At 64.9% G+C, this 23846-nt stretch carries 34 protein-coding genes and 1 tRNA gene; 29 read left to right on the top strand and 6 right to left on the bottom strand.

The window, feature by feature from the left end; translation table 11 throughout:
• Positions 1-128: 128 nt before the first annotated feature.
• A complete protein-coding gene (locus E2481_RS06935; RefSeq protein ID WP_136716395.1) occupies positions 129-575 on the top strand; it encodes a hypothetical protein in 447 nt (148 codons plus the stop codon).
• 58 nt (positions 576-633) lie between these two features.
• Here E2481_RS06935 and E2481_RS06930 read toward each other — a convergent pair.
• Both E2481_RS06930 and E2481_RS06925 read right to left on the bottom strand, forming a co-directional pair.
• A tRNA-Gly gene (locus E2481_RS06930) sits at positions 634-704 on the bottom strand.
• Positions 705-864: 160 nt separating this feature from the next.
• Positions 865-1236, bottom strand: a complete 372-nt coding sequence (locus E2481_RS06925) for a sensory rhodopsin transducer (protein WP_136716394.1) — start codon at positions 1234-1236, stop codon at positions 865-867.
• Between the two features lie 189 nt (positions 1237-1425).
• Here E2481_RS06925 and E2481_RS06920 point away from each other — a divergent pair, with 189 nt between their 5' ends.
• On the top strand, positions 1426-1941 hold the full coding sequence (locus tag E2481_RS06920; RefSeq protein WP_250137747.1) for a hypothetical protein: 516 nt from the start codon (positions 1426-1428) through the stop codon (positions 1939-1941).
• A gap of 94 nt (positions 1942-2035) precedes the next feature.
• Here E2481_RS06920 and E2481_RS06915 read toward each other — a convergent pair whose 3' ends face one another.
• A complete protein-coding gene (locus tag E2481_RS06915; RefSeq protein ID WP_169302387.1) occupies positions 2036-2995 on the bottom strand; it encodes an alpha/beta fold hydrolase in 960 nt (319 codons plus the stop codon).
• 356 nt (positions 2996-3351) lie between these two features.
• Here E2481_RS06915 and E2481_RS06910 point away from each other — a divergent pair, with 356 nt between their 5' ends.
• Genes E2481_RS06910 through secY form a run of 25 tightly spaced genes read left to right on the top strand, consistent with a single transcriptional unit; the run spans position 3352 to position 17592 of the window.
• The gene (locus tag E2481_RS06910; RefSeq protein WP_136716392.1) at positions 3352-4230 is read left to right on the top strand and encodes a putative RNA uridine N3 methyltransferase; all 879 of its coding nucleotides are present in this window, start codon (positions 3352-3354) and stop codon (positions 4228-4230) included.
• 7 nt (positions 4231-4237) lie between these two features.
• Positions 4238-5254 (top strand): 50S ribosomal protein L3, encoded by a 1017-nt coding sequence (locus E2481_RS06905; RefSeq protein WP_136716391.1) that lies wholly within the window; start codon positions 4238-4240, stop codon positions 5252-5254.
• A complete protein-coding gene (gene rpl4p, locus E2481_RS06900; protein WP_136716390.1) occupies positions 5251-5994 on the top strand; it encodes a 50S ribosomal protein L4 in 744 nt (247 codons plus the stop codon). The genes E2481_RS06905 and rpl4p overlap by 4 nt, the downstream gene beginning before the upstream one ends.
• Positions 5991-6245 (top strand): 50S ribosomal protein L23, encoded by a 255-nt coding sequence (locus E2481_RS06895; protein ID WP_136716389.1) that lies wholly within the window; start codon positions 5991-5993, stop codon positions 6243-6245. Before rpl4p ends, E2481_RS06895 begins: the two co-directional genes overlap by 4 nt.
• 2 nt (positions 6246-6247) lie before the next feature.
• Positions 6248-6979 (top strand): 50S ribosomal protein L2, encoded by a 732-nt coding sequence (locus tag E2481_RS06890; RefSeq protein WP_136716388.1) that lies wholly within the window; start codon positions 6248-6250, stop codon positions 6977-6979.
• Complete coding sequence (locus E2481_RS06885; RefSeq protein ID WP_136716387.1) at positions 6976-7398, top strand: 30S ribosomal protein S19; 423 nt, start codon at positions 6976-6978, stop codon at positions 7396-7398. The genes E2481_RS06890 and E2481_RS06885 overlap by 4 nt, the downstream gene beginning before the upstream one ends.
• 3 nt (positions 7399-7401) lie before the next feature.
• A complete protein-coding gene (locus E2481_RS06880) occupies positions 7402-7869 on the top strand; it encodes a 50S ribosomal protein L22 (RefSeq protein WP_136716386.1) in 468 nt (155 codons plus the stop codon).
• Positions 7869-8798: a 30S ribosomal protein S3 gene (locus tag E2481_RS06875; protein WP_136716385.1), complete on the top strand. Its 930-nt coding sequence runs from the start codon at positions 7869-7871 to the stop codon at positions 8796-8798. The genes E2481_RS06880 and E2481_RS06875 overlap by 1 nt, the downstream gene beginning before the upstream one ends.
• Positions 8795-9004, top strand: a complete 210-nt coding sequence (gene rpmC / locus E2481_RS06870; protein ID WP_136716384.1) for a 50S ribosomal protein L29 — start codon at positions 8795-8797, stop codon at positions 9002-9004. Before E2481_RS06875 ends, rpmC begins: the two co-directional genes overlap by 4 nt.
• 4 nt (positions 9005-9008) lie before the next feature.
• Complete coding sequence (locus E2481_RS06865) at positions 9009-9314, top strand: ribonuclease P protein component 1 (RefSeq protein WP_136716383.1); 306 nt, start codon at positions 9009-9011, stop codon at positions 9312-9314.
• Positions 9305-9670 (top strand): 30S ribosomal protein S17, encoded by a 366-nt coding sequence (locus tag E2481_RS06860; protein WP_136716382.1) that lies wholly within the window; start codon positions 9305-9307, stop codon positions 9668-9670. Before E2481_RS06865 ends, E2481_RS06860 begins: the two co-directional genes overlap by 10 nt.
• On the top strand, positions 9670-10068 hold the full coding sequence (locus tag E2481_RS06855; RefSeq protein ID WP_136716381.1) for a 50S ribosomal protein L14: 399 nt from the start codon (positions 9670-9672) through the stop codon (positions 10066-10068). The genes E2481_RS06860 and E2481_RS06855 overlap by 1 nt, the downstream gene beginning before the upstream one ends.
• Positions 10065-10427: a 50S ribosomal protein L24 gene (gene rplX, locus E2481_RS06850; protein ID WP_136716380.1), complete on the top strand. Its 363-nt coding sequence runs from the start codon at positions 10065-10067 to the stop codon at positions 10425-10427. Before E2481_RS06855 ends, rplX begins: the two co-directional genes overlap by 4 nt.
• Complete coding sequence (locus tag E2481_RS06845) at positions 10424-11128, top strand: 30S ribosomal protein S4e (protein WP_136716379.1); 705 nt, start codon at positions 10424-10426, stop codon at positions 11126-11128. Before rplX ends, E2481_RS06845 begins: the two co-directional genes overlap by 4 nt.
• Positions 11125-11658 carry a 50S ribosomal protein L5 gene (locus tag E2481_RS06840; RefSeq protein WP_136716378.1) on the top strand — a complete coding sequence of 178 codons (534 nt, stop codon included), beginning with the start codon at positions 11125-11127 and terminating at the stop codon, positions 11656-11658. The genes E2481_RS06845 and E2481_RS06840 overlap by 4 nt, the downstream gene beginning before the upstream one ends.
• Positions 11655-11864 (top strand): 30S ribosomal protein S14, encoded by a 210-nt coding sequence (locus tag E2481_RS06835; RefSeq protein WP_136716377.1) that lies wholly within the window; start codon positions 11655-11657, stop codon positions 11862-11864. The genes E2481_RS06840 and E2481_RS06835 overlap by 4 nt, the downstream gene beginning before the upstream one ends.
• Positions 11861-12253, top strand: a complete 393-nt coding sequence (locus E2481_RS06830) for a 30S ribosomal protein S8 (RefSeq protein WP_136716376.1) — start codon at positions 11861-11863, stop codon at positions 12251-12253. The genes E2481_RS06835 and E2481_RS06830 overlap by 4 nt, the downstream gene beginning before the upstream one ends.
• Before the next feature lie 2 nt (positions 12254-12255).
• The gene (locus E2481_RS06825; RefSeq protein WP_136716375.1) at positions 12256-12792 is read left to right on the top strand and encodes a 50S ribosomal protein L6; all 537 of its coding nucleotides are present in this window, start codon (positions 12256-12258) and stop codon (positions 12790-12792) included.
• Entirely contained in the window at positions 12792-13505 is a 714-nt protein-coding gene (locus tag E2481_RS06820; RefSeq protein WP_136716374.1) for a 50S ribosomal protein L32e, read from the top strand. The genes E2481_RS06825 and E2481_RS06820 overlap by 1 nt, the downstream gene beginning before the upstream one ends.
• A complete protein-coding gene (locus E2481_RS06815; RefSeq protein WP_136716373.1) occupies positions 13502-13951 on the top strand; it encodes a 50S ribosomal protein L19e in 450 nt (149 codons plus the stop codon). Before E2481_RS06820 ends, E2481_RS06815 begins: the two co-directional genes overlap by 4 nt.
• A 1-nt stretch (position 13952) precedes the next feature.
• On the top strand, positions 13953-14510 hold the full coding sequence (locus E2481_RS06810; protein WP_136716372.1) for a 50S ribosomal protein L18: 558 nt from the start codon (positions 13953-13955) through the stop codon (positions 14508-14510).
• Positions 14507-15145 (top strand): 30S ribosomal protein S5, encoded by a 639-nt coding sequence (locus E2481_RS06805; protein WP_136716371.1) that lies wholly within the window; start codon positions 14507-14509, stop codon positions 15143-15145. The genes E2481_RS06810 and E2481_RS06805 overlap by 4 nt, the downstream gene beginning before the upstream one ends.
• Positions 15145-15609: a 50S ribosomal protein L30 gene (gene rpmD, locus E2481_RS06800; RefSeq protein WP_136716370.1), complete on the top strand. Its 465-nt coding sequence runs from the start codon at positions 15145-15147 to the stop codon at positions 15607-15609. The genes E2481_RS06805 and rpmD overlap by 1 nt, the downstream gene beginning before the upstream one ends.
• 2 nt (positions 15610-15611) lie before the next feature.
• Positions 15612-16118 carry an uL15m family ribosomal protein gene (locus tag E2481_RS06795; RefSeq protein WP_136716369.1) on the top strand — a complete coding sequence of 169 codons (507 nt, stop codon included), beginning with the start codon at positions 15612-15614 and terminating at the stop codon, positions 16116-16118.
• A 1-nt stretch (position 16119) separates the two neighbouring features.
• Positions 16120-17592 carry a preprotein translocase subunit SecY gene (gene secY / locus E2481_RS06790; RefSeq protein WP_136716368.1) on the top strand — a complete coding sequence of 491 codons (1473 nt, stop codon included), beginning with the start codon at positions 16120-16122 and terminating at the stop codon, positions 17590-17592.
• Between the two features lie 53 nt (positions 17593-17645).
• On the opposite strand, the gene E2481_RS06785 is transcribed toward secY, so the two are convergent.
• The 3 genes from E2481_RS06785 to E2481_RS06775 form a co-directional block, all read right to left on the bottom strand.
• Positions 17646-18005 (bottom strand): hypothetical protein, encoded by a 360-nt coding sequence (locus E2481_RS06785; RefSeq protein ID WP_136716367.1) that lies wholly within the window; start codon positions 18003-18005, stop codon positions 17646-17648.
• A gap of 140 nt (positions 18006-18145) precedes the next feature.
• Positions 18146-20395: an amino acid permease gene (locus tag E2481_RS06780; RefSeq protein ID WP_136716366.1), complete on the bottom strand. Its 2250-nt coding sequence runs from the start codon at positions 20393-20395 to the stop codon at positions 18146-18148.
• Entirely contained in the window at positions 20392-20865 is a 474-nt protein-coding gene (locus tag E2481_RS06775; protein ID WP_250137746.1) for a universal stress protein, read from the bottom strand. Before E2481_RS06775 ends, E2481_RS06780 begins: the two co-directional genes overlap by 4 nt.
• Before the next feature lie 150 nt (positions 20866-21015).
• Between E2481_RS06775 and trkA the strand changes: the two genes are divergently transcribed.
• Together trkA and E2481_RS06765 are read left to right on the top strand one after the other, a co-directional pair.
• Positions 21016-22347: a Trk system potassium transporter TrkA gene (gene trkA / locus E2481_RS06770; protein ID WP_136716365.1), complete on the top strand. Its 1332-nt coding sequence runs from the start codon at positions 21016-21018 to the stop codon at positions 22345-22347.
• An 89-nt stretch (positions 22348-22436) separates the two neighbouring features.
• Positions 22437-23846 carry a TrkH family potassium uptake protein gene (locus tag E2481_RS06765; RefSeq protein ID WP_136716454.1) on the top strand — a complete coding sequence of 470 codons (1410 nt, stop codon included), beginning with the start codon at positions 22437-22439 and terminating at the stop codon, positions 23844-23846.

Genomic DNA, 23846 nt, shown 5'->3' with positions numbered 1-23846 from the left:
CCCCGGGAATGAGTGCTTTGCCGTTCCAGTCCTTCGCCCGAGTACCGCGTTCGTGCAACCGCGCTGTTATCTCACTGAACCGACGGACGGAGGGGATAACCGTCCCCGTGACCTAGATACTGTGTACCATGGAACAGCTCGAACTCGGCGAGGCGACGATCGTCTACGAGGACCCGGAGGAGGGCCGGACCGAGATGACCGTCGACAACGAGGAACTGGTGTACGCGAAAGACCACTGGATGTTGCCGGTCGACACCGACGAGGAAGGCAACGACCTGATGCGCCACCTGCCGCGCGACCACGTTTACCACGTCGACCGGAGCGTCGAGGAGTTCGAGGAGGAAGTCGCGACGGTCCGCAACCGCGTCGAATCCATCGCCAAGGACCTGCAGGACCGGCTCCCCGTCGAAATCCCCCTCGGCGGCGAGGGCGGACCGCGAACCCACACCGAGGAACCGTCCTCCACGAGCACGACCGTCCAGATCGACACGGAAGAGGTCGAAGACGAGGCCACCGAGGCCGAGGAAGGAGCCAAAGAAGGAGACACCTACGAAGAGCAGGCTGGCGAATCCTAACGATCAAGAGACTGCAGGTGTGGCTGCAGCGTCGCTACGTGGGTTGCTTCTGTAGAAGTGCGCTGGCCGAGATTTGAACTCGGGTTAGGACCGTGGCAGGGTCCTGTGATACCACTACACCACCAGCGCGCTGCCTGTTGCATTTCACTCTATCCGCGGAGGGATGTATAAGGCTTCCGAATCGGACGGAAAACCGCCGGCAGACGTGCTACCGTCTCCCAGTCTCACCCTATCACGGCGCCCTCGCCTTTCTCGCATGCCGCTGGGGGTCACGCGACGGGTGTCGCACTCACTGCTCTCCGGCGTAGGGGGTCGTCGAGAGCAAGGCGTTCTCGGCCTGTCGAGAGTCCAGACGGGTGTGCTGGCAGACGATCGGTCGATCCGATTCGATCGTGCTGGCGAAGGCTGTCCCCTTGGGTATCGGTTCGGGGTCCTCGAAGTCGTTGAACTGGACGTGGCGCGTCCGCTCGGCGGGGACGGTCACCTCGTAGGGCCCGACTGGCTCTCGGTCCTCGAAGAATATCGTTATCTCGACGTGCGCGTCCTCTGTGCTGGCGTTGAGGAAGCAGACGGTCTCGTGGCTCGTCATCTCGGGTTCGGGGCCGTGGCTGGTCTCGGGGATGTACCCCTCGGCGATGGCCCACTGCGTGCGTCCGATCACGTGTCTCTCTCGCCGGACGTTCCACGCCTGCCCGCATAAACGGCTGTCTGCGTCACACTCTGGTGGCTCGTTGGTTAGTAGCTATTATTTACTTACCTCTCAGTTGGTGCCGCACTGTGGCTGTTCTACCCGTAACCGATCCGAAAGTACGCATACACGCCCGCGAGTAGTAGGCTATCCGGATTCTCCATGTCCGCGACGACGGACCCTGCCGACAACGGGGTCGAACCGACCGCTCACCGCCAACCGCCCGACCGTTCCGACGACGGCCGGCGCACGACTGGCACCCTTCGACTCGGGGTGAAGGGCGGTGCCATCGCGACGGCCGTGATGACGCTGTTCCGGATGCCGATCACCGACTCTCTGCCGCCGACGGCCGAGTTCTGGGCGGAATATATGGGGAACGGCGACCCGGACGACTACCCGATCCAGGCGCTCGTCCTCCATTTCCTCTACGGCATCGCCGGTGGGACTGCGTTCACCGCTGCCGTCGAGCACCGGCTCCGCGGTGCTGAAGTCCACCGGGAACGACAGGGGACCATTCTGGCGACGCTGTACGGCCTGGGGATGTCGGCCTTCGGAACGCGGGTCGTCCTGGGGCGCCTCCTGGGGCTGGACCTGGCCCCGGACGAGCGGTGGATCTTCCACGTGAGCCACGTCATCTACGGGCTCACCCTGGGCGCGTGGCTCGGATCGAACGTGTAGTTCGAGTCTCTCTCCGGGTGCTATTTCATCTCGGAACCTGCGTACACACTATCATAAAAACTGCCGGACAATACTTGTCGTTGAAAACTAACTATTAGAGCTGACCGTAGACGGCTTTGGAGAGTGCCTCGGTGTCGCCGTCGGGCTTGTAGTACTCACAGTGGTTCTGGACCTCGTCGCTCACGTCGACCGGGTGCAGGTTGTCCGGGTAGTTGTTACAGGTCGGACCTTCGGCACCGAGTCCCTCACCGTCAGGCGTGTACCAGAACGCATCGCCCCAGAGTTCGTGCATGCTCCCGACCGCGAAGTCGTCATCGGAGTAGAGTACGTAGACGTTGTCGGCGCCCTGGTCGATGCCGTCGTAGTAGTTGTAGATGCGGTCGCCGCTCTCGTCGTGGTCACAGACGAACCGCGCCATGTCGGCCGGCCCCACCGCGACGACGTTCTGGACCTGCTCGTTTGCCTCTTCGAGTCGGTTCAGCATGTTGAACGCCGCACGGCCGCCGAGTGAGTGACCGACGACGTTCACCGTGGTCCCCGGGTTCTTCGCCCACAGCTCGGTCATGAGCCATTCGGCGGTCTTCCGGCCGTACTCTGCGGCCCGGTCCCAGGGTTTGGTGTAGCTCACGCCCGACGACGGCCACTTCATCGCAACGACGTTGTCGGCGTCGAACCCGGTCGACCGCTTGAGCAGCGTCGCCTGCTCTTCGGCGAAGGGTTCGGCAAAGAGACCGTGGATGTACACGAGGACCTCGTCGCCGAGATCGCCGACATCGAAGTCCGGGTCGTAGTCGCCGTTCCACCACCACGGATCGAGCTGGACCGTTTTGTTGCAGTCGATGCGCAGTCCGTCTTCGACACACTCGAACACGCCGAGGTCCAGCTCGTCGTCCTCGTCCGAGGTATCCTCTGCCGAGGCGGTGCCCGATACGGCTCCGAGCCCTGCTACCCCAACGGCTGCTGTCGACGACGTCCTGAGCACGTCGCGCCGCGAGATCCCGCTCCCCGCGTCTTCGTTTTTGCCTGGCGATCCCCCATTAGCTTCGTCTCCCATGTTATTGTTCATCATCCACATCGGTACACAGACAAAAGCCGTGTGTTTATTATCCCGGTTATTGACGGGTGTTTAAGTATAGATGTGGGTGAACCTATATTAGGAACTAGATGACATGTACATGACTTATATTTTTTCGCCCGTGTTCGGCACGCACAATCGGGCAATCTGTGGGACAGTCATCCACACTCGACACGGAGTCGGTTCGAAGATTCAGTCGAACCGTCAACGACGTTTGTAGCTGTTCTCTGACCTGTGTGAACGCGTCTCACCGCGAGAACAAAGCGGATTCTTTTTAAGATGGCGGGAGAGAAGATTCGGCACAGTCTAGTGGCGTGGCGTGGAAGCGTCACGGCATGACAGTCAGCGTACTCGTGCCGTCATCGCTGACCCGGGAAGCCGAGGACAAACGCGAGGCAACTCGTAAACTCGGTTACGTCGCCCGCGCGGCGACGGTGTTCCGGGTCGATCGCCTGGTCGTCTTCCCCGATCGCGGGGCGGAGGGCCGGTGGGGTGGCGGGTTCGTCGAAACCGTGCTGCGGTACGCCGCGACGCCGCCGTACCTCCGAAAGGAGGCGTGGGGCAAGCGGGACGAACTGGAGTACGTCGGTGTCATGCCGCCGCTCCATACCGCACCACGGACCGGCTCCGGTTCGGACGAATCGGGGTCGTTAAGACAGGGAATCGTGACCGAGGTCGGATCTGAGGCGCGCGTTCGGGTCAATTGCGGACTGCAACACCCGGTCTCCCTCCCCGTTCCAGACGGTATGGACGTGGGCGAGGGGGAACGCGTAACCATCAGGGTCTCTTCGCGACGGCCGGTCCGAGCGAAACTCGTCGATAAATCCCCACCGGGGTACGACGTGATCGCTTCGGACCTCTCGACGGAACTCTCGCGTGACGACGCCGGCGTAACCGTTGCCACATCGCGGCACGGCGAAGCGCTGAGTGTCGACCGACTGGGCGACATCGTCGCCGAGACGGGTACACGCGGTATGACGGTCGCGTTCGGGTCGCCCGAGCGCGGACTGCCGGAAATGCTCGGATTCGATCCCGCCGACGTACCGTCGGGGGGTTCCGAGGAGGTCGTGGCCGACGAAGCGGCTTACAGTGACGAACCGGATGGATCCCGGTTCGACCTCTGGCTTGACGCGGTTCCGAATCAGGGCAGCGAGGTCGTGCGAACGGAAGAAGCGATGTTCGCCGTGCTCGCCTGCCTCTCACTCACGGAGTGAACAAACGATGCCACAACCAAGCAGACCACGCAAAGGCTCGCTGGGCTTCGGCCCGCGCAGTCGTGCGGCTGGCGAGGTGCCGCGATTCAACACCTGGCCGGACGACGACGGACAGCCGGGTCTCCAGGGTTTCGCCGGGTACAAGGCCGGCATGACCCACGTCGTGATGATCAACGACGAACCCGACTCCCCGCGCGAGGGGATGGAGGAGACCGTTCCCGTCACAGTCGTCGAGACGCCGCCGATGCGCGCGGTCGCCCTGCGCGCCTACGAAGACACGCCCTACGGCATGCGACCGCTCACGGAGGTCTGGACCGACGAGTTCCACCCGGAGCTCGACCGGACCCTGGACCTGCCCGAGGACGGCGCTGTCGGGGACGCTGAAGAACAGGTACGGACGGCTCTCGAAGAGGGTCGACTCGCGGACGTGCGCGTCATCACGCACACGGTCCCGAGCGACGTCGAGAGCGTCCCGAAGAAAAAGCCCGACGTGATGGAGACACGCGTCGGCGGTGGCTCGCTCGAAGAGCGCGTCGACTTCGGCCTCGAACTGGTCGGAGAGGGCGGCGAACACGCCATGACCGACGTGTTCCGATCCGGCGAGTACATGGACGTCTCCGGTATCACGAAAGGCAAGGGGACGCAGGGTCCCGTCAAGCGATGGGGCGTCCAGAAGCGGAAAGGCAAACACGCCCGGCAGGGCTGGCGGCGCCGAATCGGTAACCTCGGCCCGTGGAACCCCTCCCGCGTGCGCTCGACCGTGCCCCAGCAGGGGCAGATGGGCTACCACCAGCGGACGGAACTCAACAAGCGCCTGATCGACCTCGGCGACGGCGACGAGCCGACGGTCGACGGCGGCTTCGTCAACTACGGCGAGGTCGACGGTCCGTACACGCTGGTGAAGGGCTCGCTGCCCGGCCCGGACAAGCGCCTCCTGCGCTTCCGGCCGGCGGTACGGCCGAACGACCAGCCGCGCCTCGATCCCGAGGTGCGCTACGTCTCCACGGAGTCTAACCAAGGATGAACGCGACAGTGTACAGCCTGGACGGCGACGAGGACGGCGAGCAGGAACTGCCTGCCGTCTTCGAGACGACGGTCCGGCCGGATCTGATCCGGCAGGCGGTCGTCGCCGCACAGGCAAACCGGAAACAGGACTACGGCAGCGACGAGTACGCCGGGCTGCGAACCCCGGCCGAGTCGTTCGGGTCCGGCCGCGGCATGGCTCACGTTCCCCGTAACGGTGGGAAGGGTCGCCGCGTCCCCCAGACCGTCGGTGGGCGTCCGGCCCACCCGCCGAAGTCCGAGAAGGATCGCTCGAAGACCATCAACGACAAGGAGCGCAAGCTCGCGGCCCGGTCGGCCATCGCGGCCACCACGGACGCCGAGCTCGTCGCCGACCGGGGCCACCAGTTCGAGGACGACCTCGACCTGCCCCTGGTCGTCGCAGACGAGTTCGAGGACCTGGTCAAGACCCAGGAAGTCGTCGACGTGCTCGAAGCGCTCGGCATCGACGCCGACATCGAGCGCGCCGAGGACAAGAAGATCAAGGCCGGACAGGGGAAGACGCGCGGACGCAAGTACCGCCGTCCCTCTTCGATCCTGTTCGTCACGAGCGAGGAACCCTCGCGTGCGGCCCGCAACCTCGCGGGCGCAACCGTGACGACGGCCCGAGAGGTCAACGCCGAGGACCTCGCGCCCGGTGGCGAAGCCGGTCGCCTCACCGTCTGGACCGAAAGCGCCGTCGAGGAGGTGGCCGAGCGATGAGTTCGGTACTCCGCCACCCCCACGTGACGGAGAAGGCCATGAACAAGATGGACTTCGAGAACAAGCTGGAGTTCATCGTCGACGCGGACGCCTCGAAAGGCGATATCGCCGAGGCCATCGAGAGCCAGTTCGAGGTCGGTGTCGTGAACGTGAACACGATGGTCACGATGAAGGGCAACAAGAAGGCGACGGTGAAGCTCTCGCCCGACGACGACGCCGAGGAGATCGCCTCCAGGATCGGGGTGTTCTGATCATGGGACGACGAATTCAGGGACAACGACGCGGTCGCGGTGGCCCGACCTTTCGGGCCCCGTCGCACCGCTACAAGGCGGACCTGTCGCATCGCAAGCTCGAAGACAAAGACACGGTCTCGGGCACGGTCGTCGACATCGAGCACGACCCGGCCCGCAGCGCACCAGTCGCGGCCATCGAGTTCGAGGACGGCGACCAGCGTCTCGTCCTCGCGCCCGAAGGCATCGGCCTGGGCGACGAGATCCAGGTCGGCATCTCCGCGGAGATCGCGCCGGGCAACACGATGCCCCTGGCCGAGATCCCGGAAGGTGTCCCGGTCTGTAACGTCGAGGCCAACCCCGGAGACGGTGGGAAGTTCGCCCGCGCGTCGGGCGTCTCCGCCCAGCTTCTGACCCACGACCGCAAGGTCGCGGTCGTGAAGCTGCCGAGCGGTGAGATGAAGCGACTCGATCCGGACTGTCGCGCCACGATCGGCGTGGTCGCCGGCGGTGGCCGGACCGAGAAGCCGTTCGTCAAAGCCGGGAACAAGCACCACAAGATGAAAGCCCGCGGGACGAAGTGGCCGAACGTTCGCGGTGTGGCGATGAACGCCGTCGACCACCCGTTCGGTGGTGGCGGTCGCCAGCACCCGGGCAAACCCAAGTCCATCTCGCGGAACGCGCCGCCGGGCCGGAAGGTCGGGGACATCAGTTCCCGGAAGACCGGCCGCGGCGGAAAGGGTGGTAACCAATGAGTTCCGAATACCAGATCGGTCACGAGGGGGAGTTCTCCTTCCGTGGCCACACGCTAGACGAGTTGCAGGCGATGGATCTCGAGGAAGTCGCGGAACTGCTCCCCGCTCGACAGCGGCGAAGCATCGAGCGCGGCCTGTCCTACGAGAAAGAACAACTGCTCGAGGAGGCTCGCGAAGCCGGTGAGGAGGAGACGGCCAACGATCCGATCCGCACGCATCTGCGCGACATGCCGATCGTGCCGGAAATGGTCGACCTCACCTTCGCGGTCCACAACGGCCAGAGCTTCGAGCGCGTCAAGGTAGAGCCGGAGATGCTGGGCCACTACCTCGGCGAGTTCCAGCTCACGCGGACAAGCGTCGAGCACGGACAGGCCGGGATCGGGGCGACCCGCTCCTCCAAGTTCGTGCCACTCAAGTAACACATGGGAATCAGCTACTCAATCGACCCGGACCCGGACACCACGGCGAAAGCCATGCTTCGGGAACGGCAGATGAGCCACAAGCACAGCAAGGCCATCGCCCGGGAGATCAAGGGCAAGACAGCCGGCGCGGCTGTCGACTACCTCGAGGAGGTTATCGAGGGCAACAAATCGGTCCCTTTCAAATCTCACAACTCGGGCGTCGGTCACCGCAACGACATCGACGGCTGGGACGCCGGTCGCTTCCCGGAGAAGGCCAGCGAGGCCTTCCTCGACCTGCTGGAGAACGCAGTCGGGAACGCCGACAACCAGGGATTCGACGGCGAATCCATGGAGATCCTGCACGTCGCCGCCCACAAGGTCGGCGAGACGCCCGGTCGCAAGCCCCGCGCGATGGGGCGGGCGACGGCGTGGAACTCCCCGGAGGTCGACGTCGAACTGATCCTGCAGGAGCAGGAGGCTGAGAACTGATGGCCGACGAACACCAGTTCATCGAGGACGGTCTGCAGCGGACCCAGATCGACGAGTTCTTCGCAGAGGAACTCGGTCGAGCGGGCTACGGCGGCATGGACGTCGCCAAGACCCCGATGGGGACCCAGATCGTGCTCAAAGCCGAGAAGCCAGGGATGGTCATCGGCAAGGGCGGGAAGAACATCCGGAAGGTCACGACCCAGCTCGAGGAGCGGTTCAACCTCGAAGACCCCCAGATCGACGTCCAGGAGGTCGAGGAGCCGGACCTGAACGCCCGGATCGTCGCCGACCGCCTGGCCAACGCGCTCGAACGCGGCTGGTACTTCCGCAAAGCCGGTCACACGACGATCGACCGGATCATGGAAGCCGGCGCGCTCGGCGCCGAAATCGTCCTCAGCGGGAAGGTCACGGGTGCGCGCTCACGCGTGGAGAAGTTCAACCGTGGCTACATCAAGCACAACGGTGAACCCGCCGAGACGATCGTCGACCACGGCCAGGGCGTCGCGGTGATGAAGCTCGGCACGATCGGTGTCGACGTGAAGATCATCCCGCCGAACGCCAAGCTCCCCGACGACTTCGAGATCTACGAGGACGAGGACGTCGAAGACTACGTCGCGGACGTCTCCGAGGAAGGCGTCGAGGAACTGCTCGAAGGCGAACCCGAGGCGGCCGACGCGGCCGAACCGGACGAAGCAGCCGACGAGGCAGCCGAACCCGAGGCCGACGAGGCCGACGAGGAAGTCGTTGAGGAGGAGATCGTCGAGGAGGACGTCGAGGTTCCCGAAGAGGAGCCCGAGGACGTCGACATCGACGAACTCGACGAGGCCATCGAGTCGGAAGTCGACGAGGAGACCGAGGCGGAAGCCGAGGAACTCGTCGAGGAGATGGACGAGGAAGCCGACGAGGCTGACGAGGAGGGTGAGGAATGACGATCCTCCACCCTGAGGAAATCCGGGACATGACGCCGCCCGAGCGGGAGGCAGAACTGGAGGACCTCGAGACGGAGCTCCTGAACGCCAACGCCGTCCAGGCTGCAGGTGGCGCGCCGGAGGATCCGGGGCGCATCAAGGAGATTCGGAAAGCGATCGCCCGGATCAAGACGATTCAGGGCGAAGAAGGCGACTTTGAGGAGTAAACAGATGCCACTGACACCCGAAACACTGCCGCGACACGAACTCATCGGCCTCCCGGTACGGGTGGCCGCCGCGTCGAACCCGGACCTCGTCGGTATCGCCGGCGAGGTCGTCATGGAGACGACGCGGACCCTCTCGATAGAGGGGTCTGTGTCGGGGACAGAGCGGGTGTTGCAGGTGCCGAAGGCCGACGCGACGTTCGAGTTCGATATCCCGGGGGGCGACACGCGGGTCGTCACCGTCGAGGGCGAGCGACTCTGCTCGCGGCCGGCCAGACGCACGGAACGAACAGGTGATTCGAAATGGCGCTAGGACTTAACGTAGCAGAGCCGGAGGAGGCCTGCTCCGACGAGAACTGCCCGTTCCACGGCACGCTCAGCGTGCGTGGGCAGACGCTCGAAGGAGAGGTCGCCTCCACAGACATGGACAAGACCGTGATCGTCGAACGCGAGTACGACGTGAAGGTGCCCAAGTACGACCGGTTTATGAAACGCCGGTCCCGGGTGCCCGCACACGCATCGCCCTGCATGGAGTTGCAGGTCGGCGACACGGTTCGTATCGCAGAGACACGACCGCTCTCGAAGACCAAATCCCACGTCGTCGTGGAACGCGTGGCCGAAGCGGACCCGACCGAAGTCGCGGCTGCCGACGCCGGAGGTGACGACTGATGGAAGCACTCGGTGCTGACGTCACCCAGGGTCTGGAGAAGGGATCACTGCTCACGTGCGCCGACAACACGGGCGCACGCGAGGTGAAGGTGATTTCCATCTCGGGATACTCCGGGACGAAGAACCGCCATCCGAAGGCGGGTCTCGGGGACAAGATCACCGTCTCGGTCACCAAGGGGACGCCGGAGATGCGTCGCCAGGTGCTCGAAGCGGTGATCATCCGCCAGCGGAAGCCGATCCGCCGGCCGGACGGCACCCGCGTCAAATACGAGGACAACGCGGCGGTCATCATCGACGAGAACGAGGAAGCACGCGGGACCGAGATCAAGGGTCCCATCGCTCGTGAGGTCGCAGAGCGCTTCGGTGCGATCGCGAGCACGGCGACGATGATAGTATGACACGGCAACCATCCAAACAGCGTACCCAGACCGAACGCGCCCCGCTGCACGAGAAGCAGTCGGAGGTTCGCGCGACGCTGGCCGACGGGCTCCGCGAGGAGTACGGCCAGCGGAACGTTCGCGTCAACCAGGGCGACACGGTCGAGGTCATGCGTGGCGACTTCGCAGGCGAGGAGGGCGAGGTTATCGCCGTCGACCTGCGCGAAAGCGTCGTCCACGTCGAAGAGATCACCCAGGAGAAAGCCGACGGCGAGGAAGTGCCGCGGCCGCTGGACTCCAGCAACCTGCGGGTGACCGACCTCAACCTCGAAGACGAGGTGCGCACGGAACGACTCGAATCCGAGGAGGATAGCGCATGACGAAACATCAGAAGCGACTGTCGGTTCCCAACAGCTGGCCGGTCGAACGCAAGACCGAGACGTTCACCGTCAAGGCCGACGCCGGTCCGCACGGCGAGGCAGGGGTTCCCCTGCTCATCGTCCTGCGGGACGTGCTCGGCTACGTCGACAACCGAAAGGAGGCGCGCTACGCCCTCAACCAGGACAACGTCCTGATCAACGGGAAAGCGGTCTCCGACGAGGAGCGTCCGGTCGGGATGTTCGACATCATGGCCTTCACCGAGCGCGACGAGTACTACCGCGTGTTCCCCGGCGACGGTGGTCGGCTGGCGCTGACCGCCATCGACGAGGATTCCGCAGGGAGCAAGCTCGGGAAGATCGTCAACAAACAGCACATCACCGGTGGCGACGTCCAGCTGACGCTCCACGACGGCGAGACGCTCGTCGTCGAGGACGCCAGCGAGTACAGCGGTGACGACTCCATCGTCGTCTCGAACGACGGCGAGGAGATCGTCGCGCACTTCCCCTACGAGGAAGGCGCACTCGTGACGGCTGTCGACGGTGCTCACTCCGGTGAGATCGGCACGATCGAGGAGATCCAGGTCACGCCTGGCAGTTCCTCGAACAACGTGCTCGTCGAGCAGGACGACGGCGACGGCTTCGAGACGGTCGAAGAGTACGTCGTCGTCATCGACGAGAACTTCACGGGTGATGACGAATGAGCTCGGATAGCGAATCCAGTGCGGACTTCCACGAGATGCGCGAACCGCGCATCGAGAAGGTCGTCGTCCACATGGGCATCGGCCAGGGTGGTCGCGAACTGGGCAACGCCGAGGACATCATCGAGGAGATCACCGACCAGCAGTCGGTGCGGACCACGGCCAAGGAGACCATCGGCGAGTTCAACATCCGGCAGGGTGACCCCATCGGTGCGAAAGTCACGCTGCGGGACGACGAGGCCGAGGAGTTCCTGGAGACGGCGCTCCCGCTGGTCGAACTCGACGCGAAGCAGTTCGACGACACGGGCAACTTCAGCTTCGGGGTCGAGGAACACACCGACTTCCCGAGCCAGGAGTACGACCCGAACATCGGAATCTACGGGCTGGACGTCACCGTCAACCTGGTGCGACCAGGCTACCGCGTGGCCAAGCGCGACAAGGCCTCGCGATCGATTCCGTCGAACCACCGACTCAACCCTGACGACGCGGTCGCGTTCGTCAGGTCGACGTTCGACGTTGAGGTGAACGAATGAGCGAAACTGAACACGACGAGCCCGACGCCGACGCGGCCGAGGAGCGAGATCCGACCGGTGAGCAGACGGCAAAGCGGACCGAACAGCTGCGGTCCTGCCAGCGCTGCGGGCGCGAACAGGGTCTTGTCGGGAAGTACGACATCTGGCTCTGTCGGCAGTGCTTCCGAGAGATCGCACGCGGAATGGGGTTCAAGAAGTACTCATGACAGGAAACGACCCACTCGCCAGCGCGCTTTCGGGGCTCGATAACGCCGAGAGCGTCGGGCATCTAGAACAGACGATACAGCCCGCCTCCAACGAGATCGGCAGCGTACTCGAGGTCTTCTACGACCGCGGGTACATCGACGGCTTCAGCTTCGTCGAGGACGGCAAAGCCGGTCGGTTCGAGGTCGAACTGAAAGGAGCGATCAACGAATGTGGCCCGGTCAAGCCCCGCTATTCGGCGGGCGCGGACGAGTTCGAGAAGTGGGAGAAGCGGTTCCTCCCGGCCCGTGACTACGGGACGCTCGTCGTGACCACCAGCCACGGAATCATGAGCCACTACGAGGCCCGCGAGGAGGGCATCGGTGGCCAAGTGATCGCGTACGTGTACTAACAATGAACCGAGTAGAACTCGAGATTCCGGAGGACGTGACCGCCGAGATGGACCATCTCGACCTGACGGTCGAGGGTCCTAACGGTAGCGTGTCGCGCCGCCTCTGGTATCCGGACATCGACGTCTCCGTCCAGGACGGACGGGTCGTCATCGAGAGCGAGGAGACGGACGCAAAGACGAACTCGACGGTCGGCACCTTCGAGAGCCACGCCAGGAACATGTTCCACGGCGTGACAGAGGGCTGGGAGTACGAGATGGAAGTCTTCTACTCCCACTTCCCGATGAAGGTGCGCGTCGAGGACGGCGTGGTCGTCATCGAGAACTTCCTGGGCGAGAAAGCGCCCCGGCGTGCCCCCATCCACGGGGACACCGAGGTCTCGGTCGACGGCGAGGAGATCTCCCTGCAGGGCTCGGACATCGAGGCCGTGGGGCAGACCGCCGCCGACATCGAACAGCTCACCCGCGTCAAGGACAAGGACGTCCGGGTGTTCCAGGACGGCGTGTACATCACGCAGAAACCGAATCGAGGTGAGGCCTGATGGCAGACGAAGAGCAAGAATTCGACGACCTGACGGACATCAGCGGTGTCGGCGACTCCAAAGCCGAGGCGCTGCGCGAGGCCGGCTACGACACGGTCGACGACGTGCGCGGTGCGAGCCAGGACGACCTGGCCAACGTCGACGGCGTCGGCAACGCGCTGGCGGCCCGGATCAAGGCCGACGTCGGCGGGCTGGAAGTCGACGAGGAAGCCGAAGCGGAAGTCGAAGAGGAAGCCCCCGAAGAGCCCGAAGCCGAGGCAGAAGAAGTCGAGACGGAACTCCAGGCTCGCGGGCTCACCGAGAAGACGCCGGACCTGTCGGAGAACGAACAGCGGCTCCTCAACGCTCGCAAGAGCGAGAGCAAGCCGCAGTTCAACCGCCAGGACTACCACAAGAAAAAGCGCGTGCCGACGTCGTGGCGCCGCCCGCGCGGCCAGCTCTCGAAGCAGCGCCGCGGGATCAAGGGCAAAGGCGACACCGTCGAAGCGGGCTTCCGGTCCCCGAAAGCGGTCCGGGGCCGGCACCCGAGCGGCTTCGAGGAGGTTCGCGTGCACAACGCGGACGACCTCGAGGGCGTCGACGGTGACACGCACGCGGTCCGTATCGCCTCGAAGGTCGGCGCACGCAAGCGCGAGACCATCGAGGAGCAGGCCGAAGAACAGGGCATTCGCGTCCTGAACCCGACCTACGAGGAAGTGGAGGTCGAAGAATGACTGATCTTTCCGCACAGAAGCGACTCGCAGCGGACGTCCTGGACGTCGGGGAGAACAAAGTCTGGTTCGACCCCGACGAGCAGGGCGAGATCGCCGACGCGATCACGCGCGACGACGTTCGCGACCTGGTCGACCAGGGCGTCATCCGCGCCGAAGACGCGAAAGGCAACTCGCGCGGTCGCGCACGAGAGCGACAGAAGAAACGCGCCTACGGGCACCAGAAGGGTGCCGGGACCCGCCGCGGGAAGGCGGGCGGGCGACAGAACGAGAAAGAGGACTGGGAGAGCCGCATCCGCGCGCAGCGCCGGACGCTGAAGGAACTGCGCGACGACGGCACCCTGTCGAAATCCGAGTACCGCGAACTGTACGACCAGGCCGGCGGTGGCGAGTTCGACAGTGTCGCGGACATGCAACGATTCATCGACGAACAGTACGGAGGACAATAACATGGCAACAGGACCACGATACAAGGTGCCGATGCGGCGTCGCCGCGAGGCCCGGACTGATTACCATCAGAGGTTGCGCCTGCTGAAATCCGGGAAACCCCGGCTGGTCGCACGAAAGAGCAACCAGCACACTACGGCGCAGCTGATTCTTACCGGCCCGCAGGGCGACGAGACGGCTGCGAGCGCACACTCGAGCGACCTCGAGGAATTCGGTTGGGAGGCTCCCACGGGGAACCTGCCGGCCGCGTATCTCACGGGCTTGCTCGCGGGCAAACGCGCGATCGCAGCCGGTCTCGAGACCGCGGTGCTGGACATCGGACTCAACACGGCGACACCGGGAAGCAAAGTATTCGCAGTGCAGGAAGGCGCAATCGACGCCGGGCTCGAAATCCCCCACAACGACAGCGTGCTGGCCGACTGGGAGCGCACCAGCGGCGAGCACATCGCCGAGTACGCGGAACAGCTCGACGAGTCGCTGTATGCGGGCGATTTCGACGCCACGGAGCTACCGACGCATTTCAACGAAGTGCGTGAAGAGCTGATGGAGGCAGACCTATGAGCAGAAACGACGGATGGGAACCGCGAACGCGGCTAGGCCGGCAGGTACGCGACGGCGAGATCGACTCGATGATCGAGGCGCTGAACTCGGGCCTACCGCTGAAGGAATCGGAGGTCGTCGACCAGCTGGTCCCCGACCTCGAAGACGAAGTACTGGACATCAACATGGTCCAGCGGATGACCGACTCCGGACGCCGGGTGAAGTTCCGGTGTGTCGTCGTCGTGGGTAACCGCGACGGCCTCGTCGGCTACGCCGAGGGGCGTGACGACCAGGTCGGTGGGGCGATCCAGAAGGCGATCGACGTCGCCAAGCTGAACCTCATCAACGTCTCCCGTGGCTGCGGGTCCTGGGAATGTGGCTGTGGGCGACCCCACACCGTCGCACTCCGGACGACCGGCAAAGCGGGCAGCGTCGAAGTCGAACTCCAGCCGGCCCCGCGCGGGCTCGGACTGGCGGGCGGGGAGACCGTCCGACACGTGCTGGAGCTCGCCGGTATCGAGGACATCTGGACGCGGAGTTCGGGGAACACCCGGACGACGGTCAACTTCGCGAAGGCGACGTTCAACGCGCTCAAGCGCACCGCGGAGGCGCGCGTGCCCGAGCGCACCATGGAGAAGCGCGAGGTGATCGAATAATGGAGGCGCTCGTTCAGGTTCGCGGTGACGTCAACATGGAGCAGGGTGTCCACGACACGCTCAAGATGCTCAACATCCACGACGTGAACCACTGTGCACTGGTGCCCGAGACCGACGCCTACCGCGGGATGATCACGAAGGTCAACGACTACGTCGCACACGGCGAGCCGAGCCAGGAGACGGTCGAGACGCTGCTTCGCACGCGAGCGGAGCCCCTCGAAGGCGACGCCGACGTCGACGACGAGTGGATCGGCGAGAACACCGAGTTCGACGACATCGAAGCGCTGGCCTTTGGCCTGCTCTCCGAAGACACGACGCTGCGCGAGCAGGGTCTGACGCCGGTGCTCCGGCTCCACCCGCCGCGCGGTGGACACGACGGCATCAAACAGCCGACCCAGTCGGGTGGACAGCTCGGGAAACACACGACGGAGGAGATCGACGATCTCCTCACGGCAATGCGATAACAATGACGAGTAAGAAACGACGACAGCGTGGATCACGCACGCACGGTGGCGGCACGCACAAGAACCGACGTGGCGCGGGCCACCGAGGGGGCCGTGGGGCCGCTGGTCGGGACAAACACGAGTTCCACAACCACGAACCGCTCGGCAAGTCCGGCTTCAAGCGACCCCAGAAGTTAAAAGAGGAGATCGCGGAGATCGACGTCCGCGAACTCGACGAGGACGCCGCGCTGCTGGCGGCGGAGGGCGTCGCCGAGGAGACCGACGGCGGCTACCGCATCGACGCGCGCGACGTCGTCGAGGACGGCCACGAGGTCGACGCCGTGAAGGTCCTCGGTGGCGGCCAGGTCCGCAACGAACTGGTCGTCGTCGCCGACGCCTTCTCGGACAGTGCCACGGACCTGCTCGAGTCCGCCGGTGGGGACACCGAGCTGACCGAGCTGGGCCAGGAGCGCAAGGCCGAGAAGGAAGCCGATACTGATACGGACGAGGAGTCAGAAGGGGACGAGTAGCATGGGTTGGAAGGAGACCGCTGAACCGGTACTCACCCGCATGCCGACAGTCCGGCGGCCGGAGGGACACGTTCCCTTCAAGCGGAAGCTGGCCTGGACTGGCGGCGTGCTGGTGTTGTACTTTTTCCTGACGAACGTTTTCCTCTTCGGCCTGGGGAGCGGCGGGGGCGACATCTTCGGTCGCTTCCGGTCGATCCTCGCCGGCGGCCAGGGGACAATCATGCAGCTCGGGATCGGCCCCATCGTGACAGCGTCCATCGTCCTGCAACTGCTGGGCGGTGCGGACCTGCTGGGGCTGGACACGCAGAACAACCCGCGCGATCAGGTGCTCTATCAGGGTCTCCAGAAGTTCCTGGTTATCGTGATGTGTATCCTGACCGGGTTCCCGATGGTGTTCGCGGGCGAGTTCCTGCCGGCCGATCCGGCGCTCGCCGCGGCGATCCCCGGCGGCGTCCTCGCCGTCAAGTGGATCCTGTTCGCCCAGATCTTCGCTGGCGGGATGCTCATCCTGTACATGGACGAGATCGTCTCGAAGTGGGGCGTCGGCTCCGGTGTCGGGCTGTTCATCATCGCCGGCGTCAGCCAGTCGCTCATCGGCGGCTTCTTCACGATCCCGCAGCTCGGGAGCGAACAGATCGGGTTCCTCCCGGCCTGGATCGCCATCGCGCTCGGCGAGATACAGATCGGGCCGCTCTTCGGCGGCGGCTTCCAGCAGGCGCTGTTTAACTCACAGTACGGCCTGCTGTCGCTGTTCACGACGGTCCTCATCTTCGTGGTCGTCGTCTACGCCGAAAGCGTTCGGGTCGAGATTCCGCTCAGCAACTCGCGGGTGAAAGGTGCGCGTGGCCGGTTCCCGGTCAAGCTCATCTACGCCAGCGTCCTGCCGATGATTCTCGTCCGCGCGCTGCAGGCCAACATCCAGTTCCTGGGCCGGATCCTGAACGCCCAGATGGCCAACATGCCGAGCTGGCTCGGGACCTACTCCGGGCCGGACCCGGTCGGCGGGTTGTTCTACTTCATGGCACCGATCCAGTCGCCCGGCGACTGGATGTGGTGGCTCGGTCAGACGACGGCCGAGCCCTGGATGATCGCGCTCCGCGTGTTCATCGACCTGTTCTTCATGGTCGTGGGCGGGGCGATCTTCGCGATCTTCTGGGTCGAGACCACCGACATGGGGCCGGAGGCGACTGCCCAGCAGATTCACGGCTCGGGGATGCAGATCCCGGGCTTCCGGCAGAACCCCGGCGTCATCGAGAAGGTCCTGGAGCGGTACATCCCGCAGGTCACCGTCATCGGCGGTGCCCTCGTGGGGCTGCTCGCCGTCGCGGCGAACATGCTCGGGACGATCGGGAACGTCGGCGGGACCGGACTCCTGCTGACGGTGTCGATCACCTACAAGATCTACGAGGAGATCGCCGAGGAACAGCTCATGGAGATGCACCCCATGATGCGCCAGGTCTTCGGCAACGACTAACTTCCCTTTCTTTCACGTCTTTTTTCACACCCACGTAGCGACTGCGCTCGCGATCACGCGCCGGGGACGCCCGCGGCGTCGAAGGCGGTGAGGCCGAGGGCGGCGAGGACGTAGATGACGATCACGGAGGTGAGCCAGGCGACGAGCGCGATGCCGATCGCCGGGAGCCAGCCGCCGGGATAGCGGTAGTTGATCACGCCGACGTACGCGATCAGCGCGGCCAGTGGGCCCAACAGGGGGATCCAGCCCAGGAACAACGCGACGAGCGTCCAGACGATCGACGCGATCAAGGCCGTGATCAGGGCGTAGCTGAAGTCGTCGGTGTCGGTGATGACCCGTGCGCCGACGTAGATCCCGGCCGCGCCGATGAGGAGGCTCACGATGAACACGATGAGCGAGTCGACGACTGCCATGTCCTCGCGACGAGAGGCGGGCGTATAGTTACGGGTCAGTTACCGGCCGAGACACACTGTTGGCGTCGATATCCCCGACTGGGGGCTCGCTGGGGGTAGGCACGGCCAAAACCGGTCGACCCGGTGATACGGGGGACCGGTCACCCGAAGAGTCGTTCGAGCAGCGACCGGTCGCGTTGTTTCTCGGCGAGCAGTACGGAACAGTCCACCTCGTCGACCACGTCGAGGACGAGCGTGCCGCGGACGAGCCTGGAGAGCAGTCCCTCCTCGGTCGCGCCGATGATGAGCAGGGTGGCGTCGTCGGCGGCCGTTCCGATGGCCTCTTCGACGTCGCCGGTTTCGACGCGCAGGCGCGCGTCGCCGATCTCGTGGTCGGCCGCCCACTCGCTCAGGAACGCCTCGCCGGCGGCCTTGTCGTCGGCGACGTGCAGGAGCGTGATCTCGCTGCCGAACTCGGTCTGGAGCGTCTTGGCGATGGCCGCGCTCAGGTCCGAGTCGGGGCCGCCGGCCGTCGGGACGAGCACGTCGGAGGTGTCGAACCCGCGATTTTTGAACACGAGGAAATCACATGGCAGGTCGTGTGCCAGCTCGTCGATGGCCGACTCTGCGCGCCCCGGCGAGCCGTGTGCGTCCGGACCCCAGCCCATCACGACCATGTCGGCGTCGTGGGTCCGGGCGGCCGTGAAGATCTCCTCGAAGGAGCGATGGGAGAGGATGGTCTGGGTCTCGACCGGCACGCCGAACGTCTCGGCGTCCTCCTTGGCCGCAGCCAGCAGATCCGCCGATTGTGCGTCGAGTTCGTCGACGTGCTCGGCCCCGTACTCCAGGGAGGTCTGGTCGGGGACGGTGACGATGTGGGTGGCGATGACGCTGCCCCCGCGCTGTTTTGCGACGGCGCTGCCCAGCGTGATGAGTTCCTGTTCGTGTTCGGGGTTTGCCAGCGGGACCATTACGCGGTAGTCGCCCCCGTCGGGTTGGACGCCGCTGGCGGCAGCGACGGCCGAATCGGGCATCGACTCCGAGCGCGAGAGGATGTACTGTCCGAGGATGCCCTGCTTGTCCGCACGCGATCGTGCGTACACGAAGTACCACGCGACGGCGGCCGCAACGAGTCCGAACCCGAGGGTTCGGATGGTCGGCTCGATGAAGTAGATCAGCGCAAAGGAGGAGAGCATTCCGAGAATCGGCGTGAAGGGGTACAGCGGGACCGTGTAATCGGGCTCGTAATCGGCAGGATCGGCCGTCCGCATCACGAGCAAGGCGATGTTGAGCAGCCCGTAGATGACCAGATGGAGGAAACTCGCAGCGCCGGACAGGGAGACGATGGCGTTCCCGCCGATGGCGTTGGCCGCGAGGATGAAAAACAGGATGAGCGCGCCGGTCATCGCGATGGAGCGATACGGCGTCGCGAAGCGCGGGTGGATGTCGTTGAGCTTCGGGGTGATGAGTTTGTCCCGGCCCATGGCGAAGTTGATCCGCGAGGACGCCAGGATCGACGCGTTCGCCGAGGAGGCCGTCGCCAGCAACCCGCCGAACAGCATCGAGACGGCCCCGATCGGTCCGAGCAGTTCTGAGGCCGCCGAGACGACGACGATGTTCCCGGCAGCCTGCTCGCTGGCGATAAAGCCCTGCTCGACGGATGCGCTCATCGCGACCAACACGAGCGCGTAGATGACCGTCACGAGGAGGACGCTCCCGATGACCGCCCGCGGGAGGTTCTTCCCGGGGTTTTTGATCTCCTCGGCGACGCTCGTGATCTGGACGAACCCGAGATACGAGACGAAGATGATGCCGGTCGTGACCATCATCGAGCCGTAGCCCTTGGCCGCCGGCAGGTTCCCCGGCTCCGCCCGGAGCGCGCCGGCGATGGTGAAGACCGTCAGGATGGCCACGAGGATGACGACGATGACGTTCTGAAGTTTCCCGGTTTCCTTGGCCCCGACGTAGTTGACCGTGATGAAGAAGGCGCCGCCGACGAGTGCCAGCAGCGTCACGGCGTCCATCGCGACCGGACCGACTCCCACTGTCTCTCCGAGACCGACGATGTCCTGGATGTACTCGCCGAAGCCGACCATGTAGAAGGCCGAGGCGAAGGCCAGGCCGAGCCAGTTGGCCCAGCCGGCGATCGAACCGAACAGCGGCCCGAGCGCGTGGTTGACGTAGTAGTAGGCACCGCCGGACTTGGGCATGGCCGTCCCGAGTTCGCTCGCGGAGAGGGCGGTCAGGAGTGCGATCCCGCCGCCGATGAGGAAGGCGACGACGGCGAAGGAGCCGGACTGCTGGATGGCGTCGCCGGGCAACACGAAGATCCCCGCTCCGATCATCGTCCCGACGCCGATGGTCAGCGCAGCGAGCGGCCCGAGGTCCTTGGCGAGTTCCTCGTCGCTCATTCCTCACCCCGATCCGGCAGGACGATGACTGGACGGTCTCGCTTCGTGATGAGGTCGAGGGCCACGTCGCCGGTCAGCAGGCGAACCCAGCGGCTCCCGCTCCGGGGCGTGAAGACGACGCTCGTCGCGTCCACGTCGGCGGCGGCCGCGAAGATCGTCTCGGCCACGTCGGTCCCGTAGTCGATGCGGGTCTCGACGTCGACCAGATCGCCGAGTTTCTCGTGGACGACGGCGAAGATGCGCTCTGCTTCCTCCTCGCGTTGCTCGACGGAGGCTTTGTCGACGGCACCGCCGGCCTTTTCGACGACGTGGACGGCGACGACTCGGTCACCGACGTACGGTTCGAGGGCGCTAGCGGTGGCGCGGGCGTCGTCCCGACTCGCGACCGGTAGCAGAACGCGCTCGAACACGTCAGACATGAATACGTGATTGCCGGCGTACAGTCGTCCGGGTCCCGGTTCTGAATCCATCGACGACGTACCTGTTCATATGCGATCAGTCAGGTTGGGCCGAACTTAAGTTCTCGTACACGCTGCCGACGTGAATTCGATCGAAGGGAAATTCACTTACCGATACCGCGAATACCGTCGAGGCATGACCCCTCCGGAGCATCTACATCTATGCGCGTGATTATCGTCGGGGCCGGCCAGGTCGGGTCGAGCATCGCCGCGAGCCTCTCCCAGGACCACGACGTCGTCGTCATCGACATCGACTCCGAACGGGTCGAGTCGCTGACCTACTCGCTGGACGTGCTACCTGTCGAGGGTGACGGGACCGACGTGGAGACCCTGGAGGGCGTGGACGTCACCGACGCCGACATGGTGATCGCCAGCACGGACGACGACGAGACGAACATCGTCACTGCCGGGACCGCGAAGACGCTCGGCGACGCGTTCACTATCGCCCGCGTCAAGAGCCCGAAGTACCTCGACGCCTGGGAGCGATCGAAGGGGGCCTTTGGCGTGGACTTCATGGTCTGTACGGACCTGCTGGCGGCGAAATCGATCGTCGGGATCATCGGGCTTCCGACGGCGCTGGACGTGGACATGTTCGCCGACGGGCTGGTCCAGATGACCGAGTTCGAGATCCCCGCCGACAGTCCAGTCGCGAACCAGACAATCAAGGAGGCCGACCGGTTCGACTCACTGACGTTCGCGGCGATCATCCGCGACGATGCTGTGCTCATCCCGCGCGGTGACACGGTCATCGAGGCCGGCGACGACATCGTCGCCATCGGGAGCCCCGATAGTATGCGGGGGTTCAGCTCCGCCATTGCACCCCAGGAGGAAGGGCCAACCGAGGTGGTCATCGTCGGCGGCGGCGAGATCGGCTATCAGACGGCGCTCCTGCTGGACGAACGCGGGCTCAAATCGACGATCATCGAGAAAGACGAGGACAGGGCGCGCTGGCTGGCAGAGCAACTCCCCAATTCGACCGTGATCAACGGGGACGCGACCGACCAGGAGTTGCTCGAAACGGAGAACGTCGGACTCGCGGACGCGCTCGTCGCTGCCCTGGAGAACGACCAGCAGAACCTGCTGGCGACGCTGCTGGCAAAGCGAATGGGGACGAGTCGGACGATCGCGATCACGAACAACGGCGACTTCGCGGACCTGTTCGAGACCGTCGGGGTCGACGTCGCGGTAAGCCCGCGCGAGGCGACTGCCGAGGAGATTACGCGGTTCACCCGCGCTCGGCGCGCCGAGAACGTATCGATCATCGACGGCGACCGCGCCGAAGTGATCGAACTGGAGATCGACGCCGAGAGCGTCCTCGTCGACCGGCCGATCCGGGATTCGACCGCCGACCTCCCCGAGGGAGTCGTCATCGGGGCGATCACCCGCGACGGCCGACTCATCACGCCACGCGGTGACACCGTCGTCGAAGTTGGGGATCACGTCGTCGTGTTCACGGACACCGGCGTCGTTTCGGAGGTCACCGAGAAACTGTGATCTCGCGTCCGTCGGTGCGGGTCGATTGGCGGACGAGCGCCAGCCTGGTCGGGACTGTTCTGAAATCGCTGACGATTCCGCTGGTCGCGATGGTTCTCGTCGCCGTCTGGTACGGCGAACAGGTGGAACCGTTCGCGATCCCGGCCGCCGTGACGTTCGCGGCCGGGTTGGGGCTCGAACGTTTCGATCGCGGTGACCTTGGCCTACGCGAGGCGTATCTGATGGTCGCGGTCACCTGGCTGGCTATCGCGTTCGTCGGCGCACTGCCGTTCGTCATCGCCGGCGAGGGGGCGCTCGCCCAGCCGATCAACGCGATGTTTGAGGCCACCAGCGGCATCACGACCACTGGGGCGACGGTCATCGAGTCGTTCGACGCGCACGGACGGACGATCCACCTCTGGCGGGCAACCCTCCAGTGGCTCGGGGGCCTGGGCATCCTCGTGTTGGCCGTGGCCGTGCTCTCCCAGATCTCGGTCGGTGGCGCACAGCTGATGGAGACCGAGACCCAGACGGAGAACGTCACCAAGCTCACGCCGCGCATCGAGGAGACCGCCAGGCTGCTCGGTGCCATCTACCTCGGCCTGACGGCGCTGATGGTGGTGACCCTGCTGGGACTGCGGGCCGTCGGCCTCGCTCCGAACGTGGGGATCTACGAGGCGGTGGCCCACGCCTTCACGGCCATCTCGACGGCCGGGTTCTCCCCGGAACCGCTGAGTATCGGGGCCTACTCGCCGGCCGTGCAGTGGGCGACTATCCCCTTCATGTTCGTCGGCGCGACGAACTTCGTCCTCCTGTATTTCCTCCTCAAGGGTGATTTCGGGCGACTCCGCGACAGCGAGGAGTTCCGGTTCTACCTCGGCGTCGTGCTGGGGCTGAGCGCGCTGACGGCGGGGTTCCTGATCACGGATCAGCAGTTTCAGGGGATCGAACCGGTCGCTCGCCACGCTCTCTTTCAGGTCGTCTCCATCGTGACGACGACGGGGTACGCAACGGTCGATTTCGACCTCTGGTCGCCCGCAGCCAAACACATGCTGTTCCTGGGGATGTTCGTCGGGGGAATGGCGGGGAGTACGACCTGCTCGATCAAAGCGCTGCGGTGGCTCGTGGTCGTCAAGTCCTTCCGCCGCGATCTGTTCACCGAGGTCCACCCCGACGCGATCCGGCCGGTCCGGGTGAGCGGCCGTGTCGTCGACGAGGAGACGATCCGGGACATCTACGGCTACGTCCTCCTCTCGCTCATCATCTTCGCCGTCTTCACGGTGTTCATCATCACGGACACCACCCGTTCGGCGACTGTGGTCGGGGAGTTTGACGCCATGGGTGCGGCCGCCTCGACGTTTCTCAACATCGGTCCGGCCTTCGGTGCGGCGGGGCCGTACGGCACGTACAACGTCTTTCCGGAGACGACGAAAGTCGCGATGATCGTCCTGATGTGGGTCGGCCGTATCGAGATCATCCCGGTTCTGGTCCTGCTGACGCCGGCGTACTGGCGGTCCTGA

The organism is Halorientalis salina (genome assembly GCF_005049285.1).
Taxonomy (GTDB): Archaea; Halobacteriota; Halobacteria; order Halobacteriales; family Haloarculaceae; genus Halorientalis; species Halorientalis salina.
The sequence above is the reverse complement of the archived record's forward strand: the minus strand, read 5'-3'. Positions and strand labels throughout refer to the sequence as shown.

Bases quoted from the DNA above. Each gene is read 5' to 3' on its own strand.
- E2481_RS06780 (WP_136716366.1), bottom strand. From the start codon at position 20,395: ATGAGCGACGAGGAACTCGCCAAGGACCTCGGGCCGCTCGCTGCGCTG.
- E2481_RS06860 (WP_136716382.1), top strand. From the start codon at position 9,305: ATGGCGCTAGGACTTAACGTAGCAGAGCCGGAGGAGGCCTGCTCCGAC.
- E2481_RS06920 (WP_250137747.1), top strand. From the start codon at position 1,426: ATGTCCGCGACGACGGACCCTGCCGACAACGGGGTCGAACCGACCGCT.
- E2481_RS06815 (WP_136716373.1), top strand. From the start codon at position 13,502: ATGACTGATCTTTCCGCACAGAAGCGACTCGCAGCGGACGTCCTGGAC.
- E2481_RS06880 (WP_136716386.1), top strand. From the start codon at position 7,402: ATGGGAATCAGCTACTCAATCGACCCGGACCCGGACACCACGGCGAAA.
- E2481_RS06905 (WP_136716391.1), top strand. From the start codon at position 4,238: ATGCCACAACCAAGCAGACCACGCAAAGGCTCGCTGGGCTTCGGCCCG.
- rpmD (WP_136716370.1), top strand. From the start codon at position 15,145: ATGGAGGCGCTCGTTCAGGTTCGCGGTGACGTCAACATGGAGCAGGGT.
- E2481_RS06795 (WP_136716369.1), top strand. From the start codon at position 15,612: ATGACGAGTAAGAAACGACGACAGCGTGGATCACGCACGCACGGTGGC.
- rplX (WP_136716380.1), top strand. From the start codon at position 10,065: ATGACACGGCAACCATCCAAACAGCGTACCCAGACCGAACGCGCCCCG.
- E2481_RS06885 (WP_136716387.1), top strand. From the start codon at position 6,976: ATGAGTTCCGAATACCAGATCGGTCACGAGGGGGAGTTCTCCTTCCGT.
- E2481_RS06830 (WP_136716376.1), top strand. From the start codon at position 11,861: ATGACAGGAAACGACCCACTCGCCAGCGCGCTTTCGGGGCTCGATAAC.
- rpmC (WP_136716384.1), top strand. From the start codon at position 8,795: ATGACGATCCTCCACCCTGAGGAAATCCGGGACATGACGCCGCCCGAG.
- E2481_RS06845 (WP_136716379.1), top strand. From the start codon at position 10,424: ATGACGAAACATCAGAAGCGACTGTCGGTTCCCAACAGCTGGCCGGTC.
- E2481_RS06765 (WP_136716454.1), top strand. From the start codon at position 22,437: ATGGTTCTCGTCGCCGTCTGGTACGGCGAACAGGTGGAACCGTTCGCG.
- E2481_RS06855 (WP_136716381.1), top strand. From the start codon at position 9,670: ATGGAAGCACTCGGTGCTGACGTCACCCAGGGTCTGGAGAAGGGATCA.
- E2481_RS06915 (WP_169302387.1), bottom strand. From the start codon at position 2,995: ATGGGAGACGAAGCTAATGGGGGATCGCCAGGCAAAAACGAAGACGCG.
- rpl4p (WP_136716390.1), top strand. From the start codon at position 5,251: ATGAACGCGACAGTGTACAGCCTGGACGGCGACGAGGACGGCGAGCAG.
- trkA (WP_136716365.1), top strand. From the start codon at position 21,016: ATGCGCGTGATTATCGTCGGGGCCGGCCAGGTCGGGTCGAGCATCGCC.
- E2481_RS06875 (WP_136716385.1), top strand. From the start codon at position 7,869: ATGGCCGACGAACACCAGTTCATCGAGGACGGTCTGCAGCGGACCCAG.
- E2481_RS06910 (WP_136716392.1), top strand. From the start codon at position 3,352: ATGACAGTCAGCGTACTCGTGCCGTCATCGCTGACCCGGGAAGCCGAG.
- E2481_RS06825 (WP_136716375.1), top strand. From the start codon at position 12,256: ATGAACCGAGTAGAACTCGAGATTCCGGAGGACGTGACCGCCGAGATG.
- E2481_RS06865 (WP_136716383.1), top strand. From the start codon at position 9,009: ATGCCACTGACACCCGAAACACTGCCGCGACACGAACTCATCGGCCTC.
- E2481_RS06890 (WP_136716388.1), top strand. From the start codon at position 6,248: ATGGGACGACGAATTCAGGGACAACGACGCGGTCGCGGTGGCCCGACC.
- E2481_RS06835 (WP_136716377.1), top strand. From the start codon at position 11,655: ATGAGCGAAACTGAACACGACGAGCCCGACGCCGACGCGGCCGAGGAG.
- E2481_RS06810 (WP_136716372.1), top strand. From the start codon at position 13,953: ATGGCAACAGGACCACGATACAAGGTGCCGATGCGGCGTCGCCGCGAG.
- secY (WP_136716368.1), top strand. From the start codon at position 16,120: ATGGGTTGGAAGGAGACCGCTGAACCGGTACTCACCCGCATGCCGACA.
- E2481_RS06805 (WP_136716371.1), top strand. From the start codon at position 14,507: ATGAGCAGAAACGACGGATGGGAACCGCGAACGCGGCTAGGCCGGCAG.
- E2481_RS06785 (WP_136716367.1), bottom strand. From the start codon at position 18,005: ATGGCAGTCGTCGACTCGCTCATCGTGTTCATCGTGAGCCTCCTCATC.
- E2481_RS06895 (WP_136716389.1), top strand. From the start codon at position 5,991: ATGAGTTCGGTACTCCGCCACCCCCACGTGACGGAGAAGGCCATGAAC.
- E2481_RS06775 (WP_250137746.1), bottom strand. From the start codon at position 20,865: ATGGATTCAGAACCGGGACCCGGACGACTGTACGCCGGCAATCACGTA.
- E2481_RS06935 (WP_136716395.1), top strand. From the start codon at position 129: ATGGAACAGCTCGAACTCGGCGAGGCGACGATCGTCTACGAGGACCCG.
- E2481_RS06820 (WP_136716374.1), top strand. From the start codon at position 12,792: ATGGCAGACGAAGAGCAAGAATTCGACGACCTGACGGACATCAGCGGT.
- E2481_RS06840 (WP_136716378.1), top strand. From the start codon at position 11,125: ATGAGCTCGGATAGCGAATCCAGTGCGGACTTCCACGAGATGCGCGAA.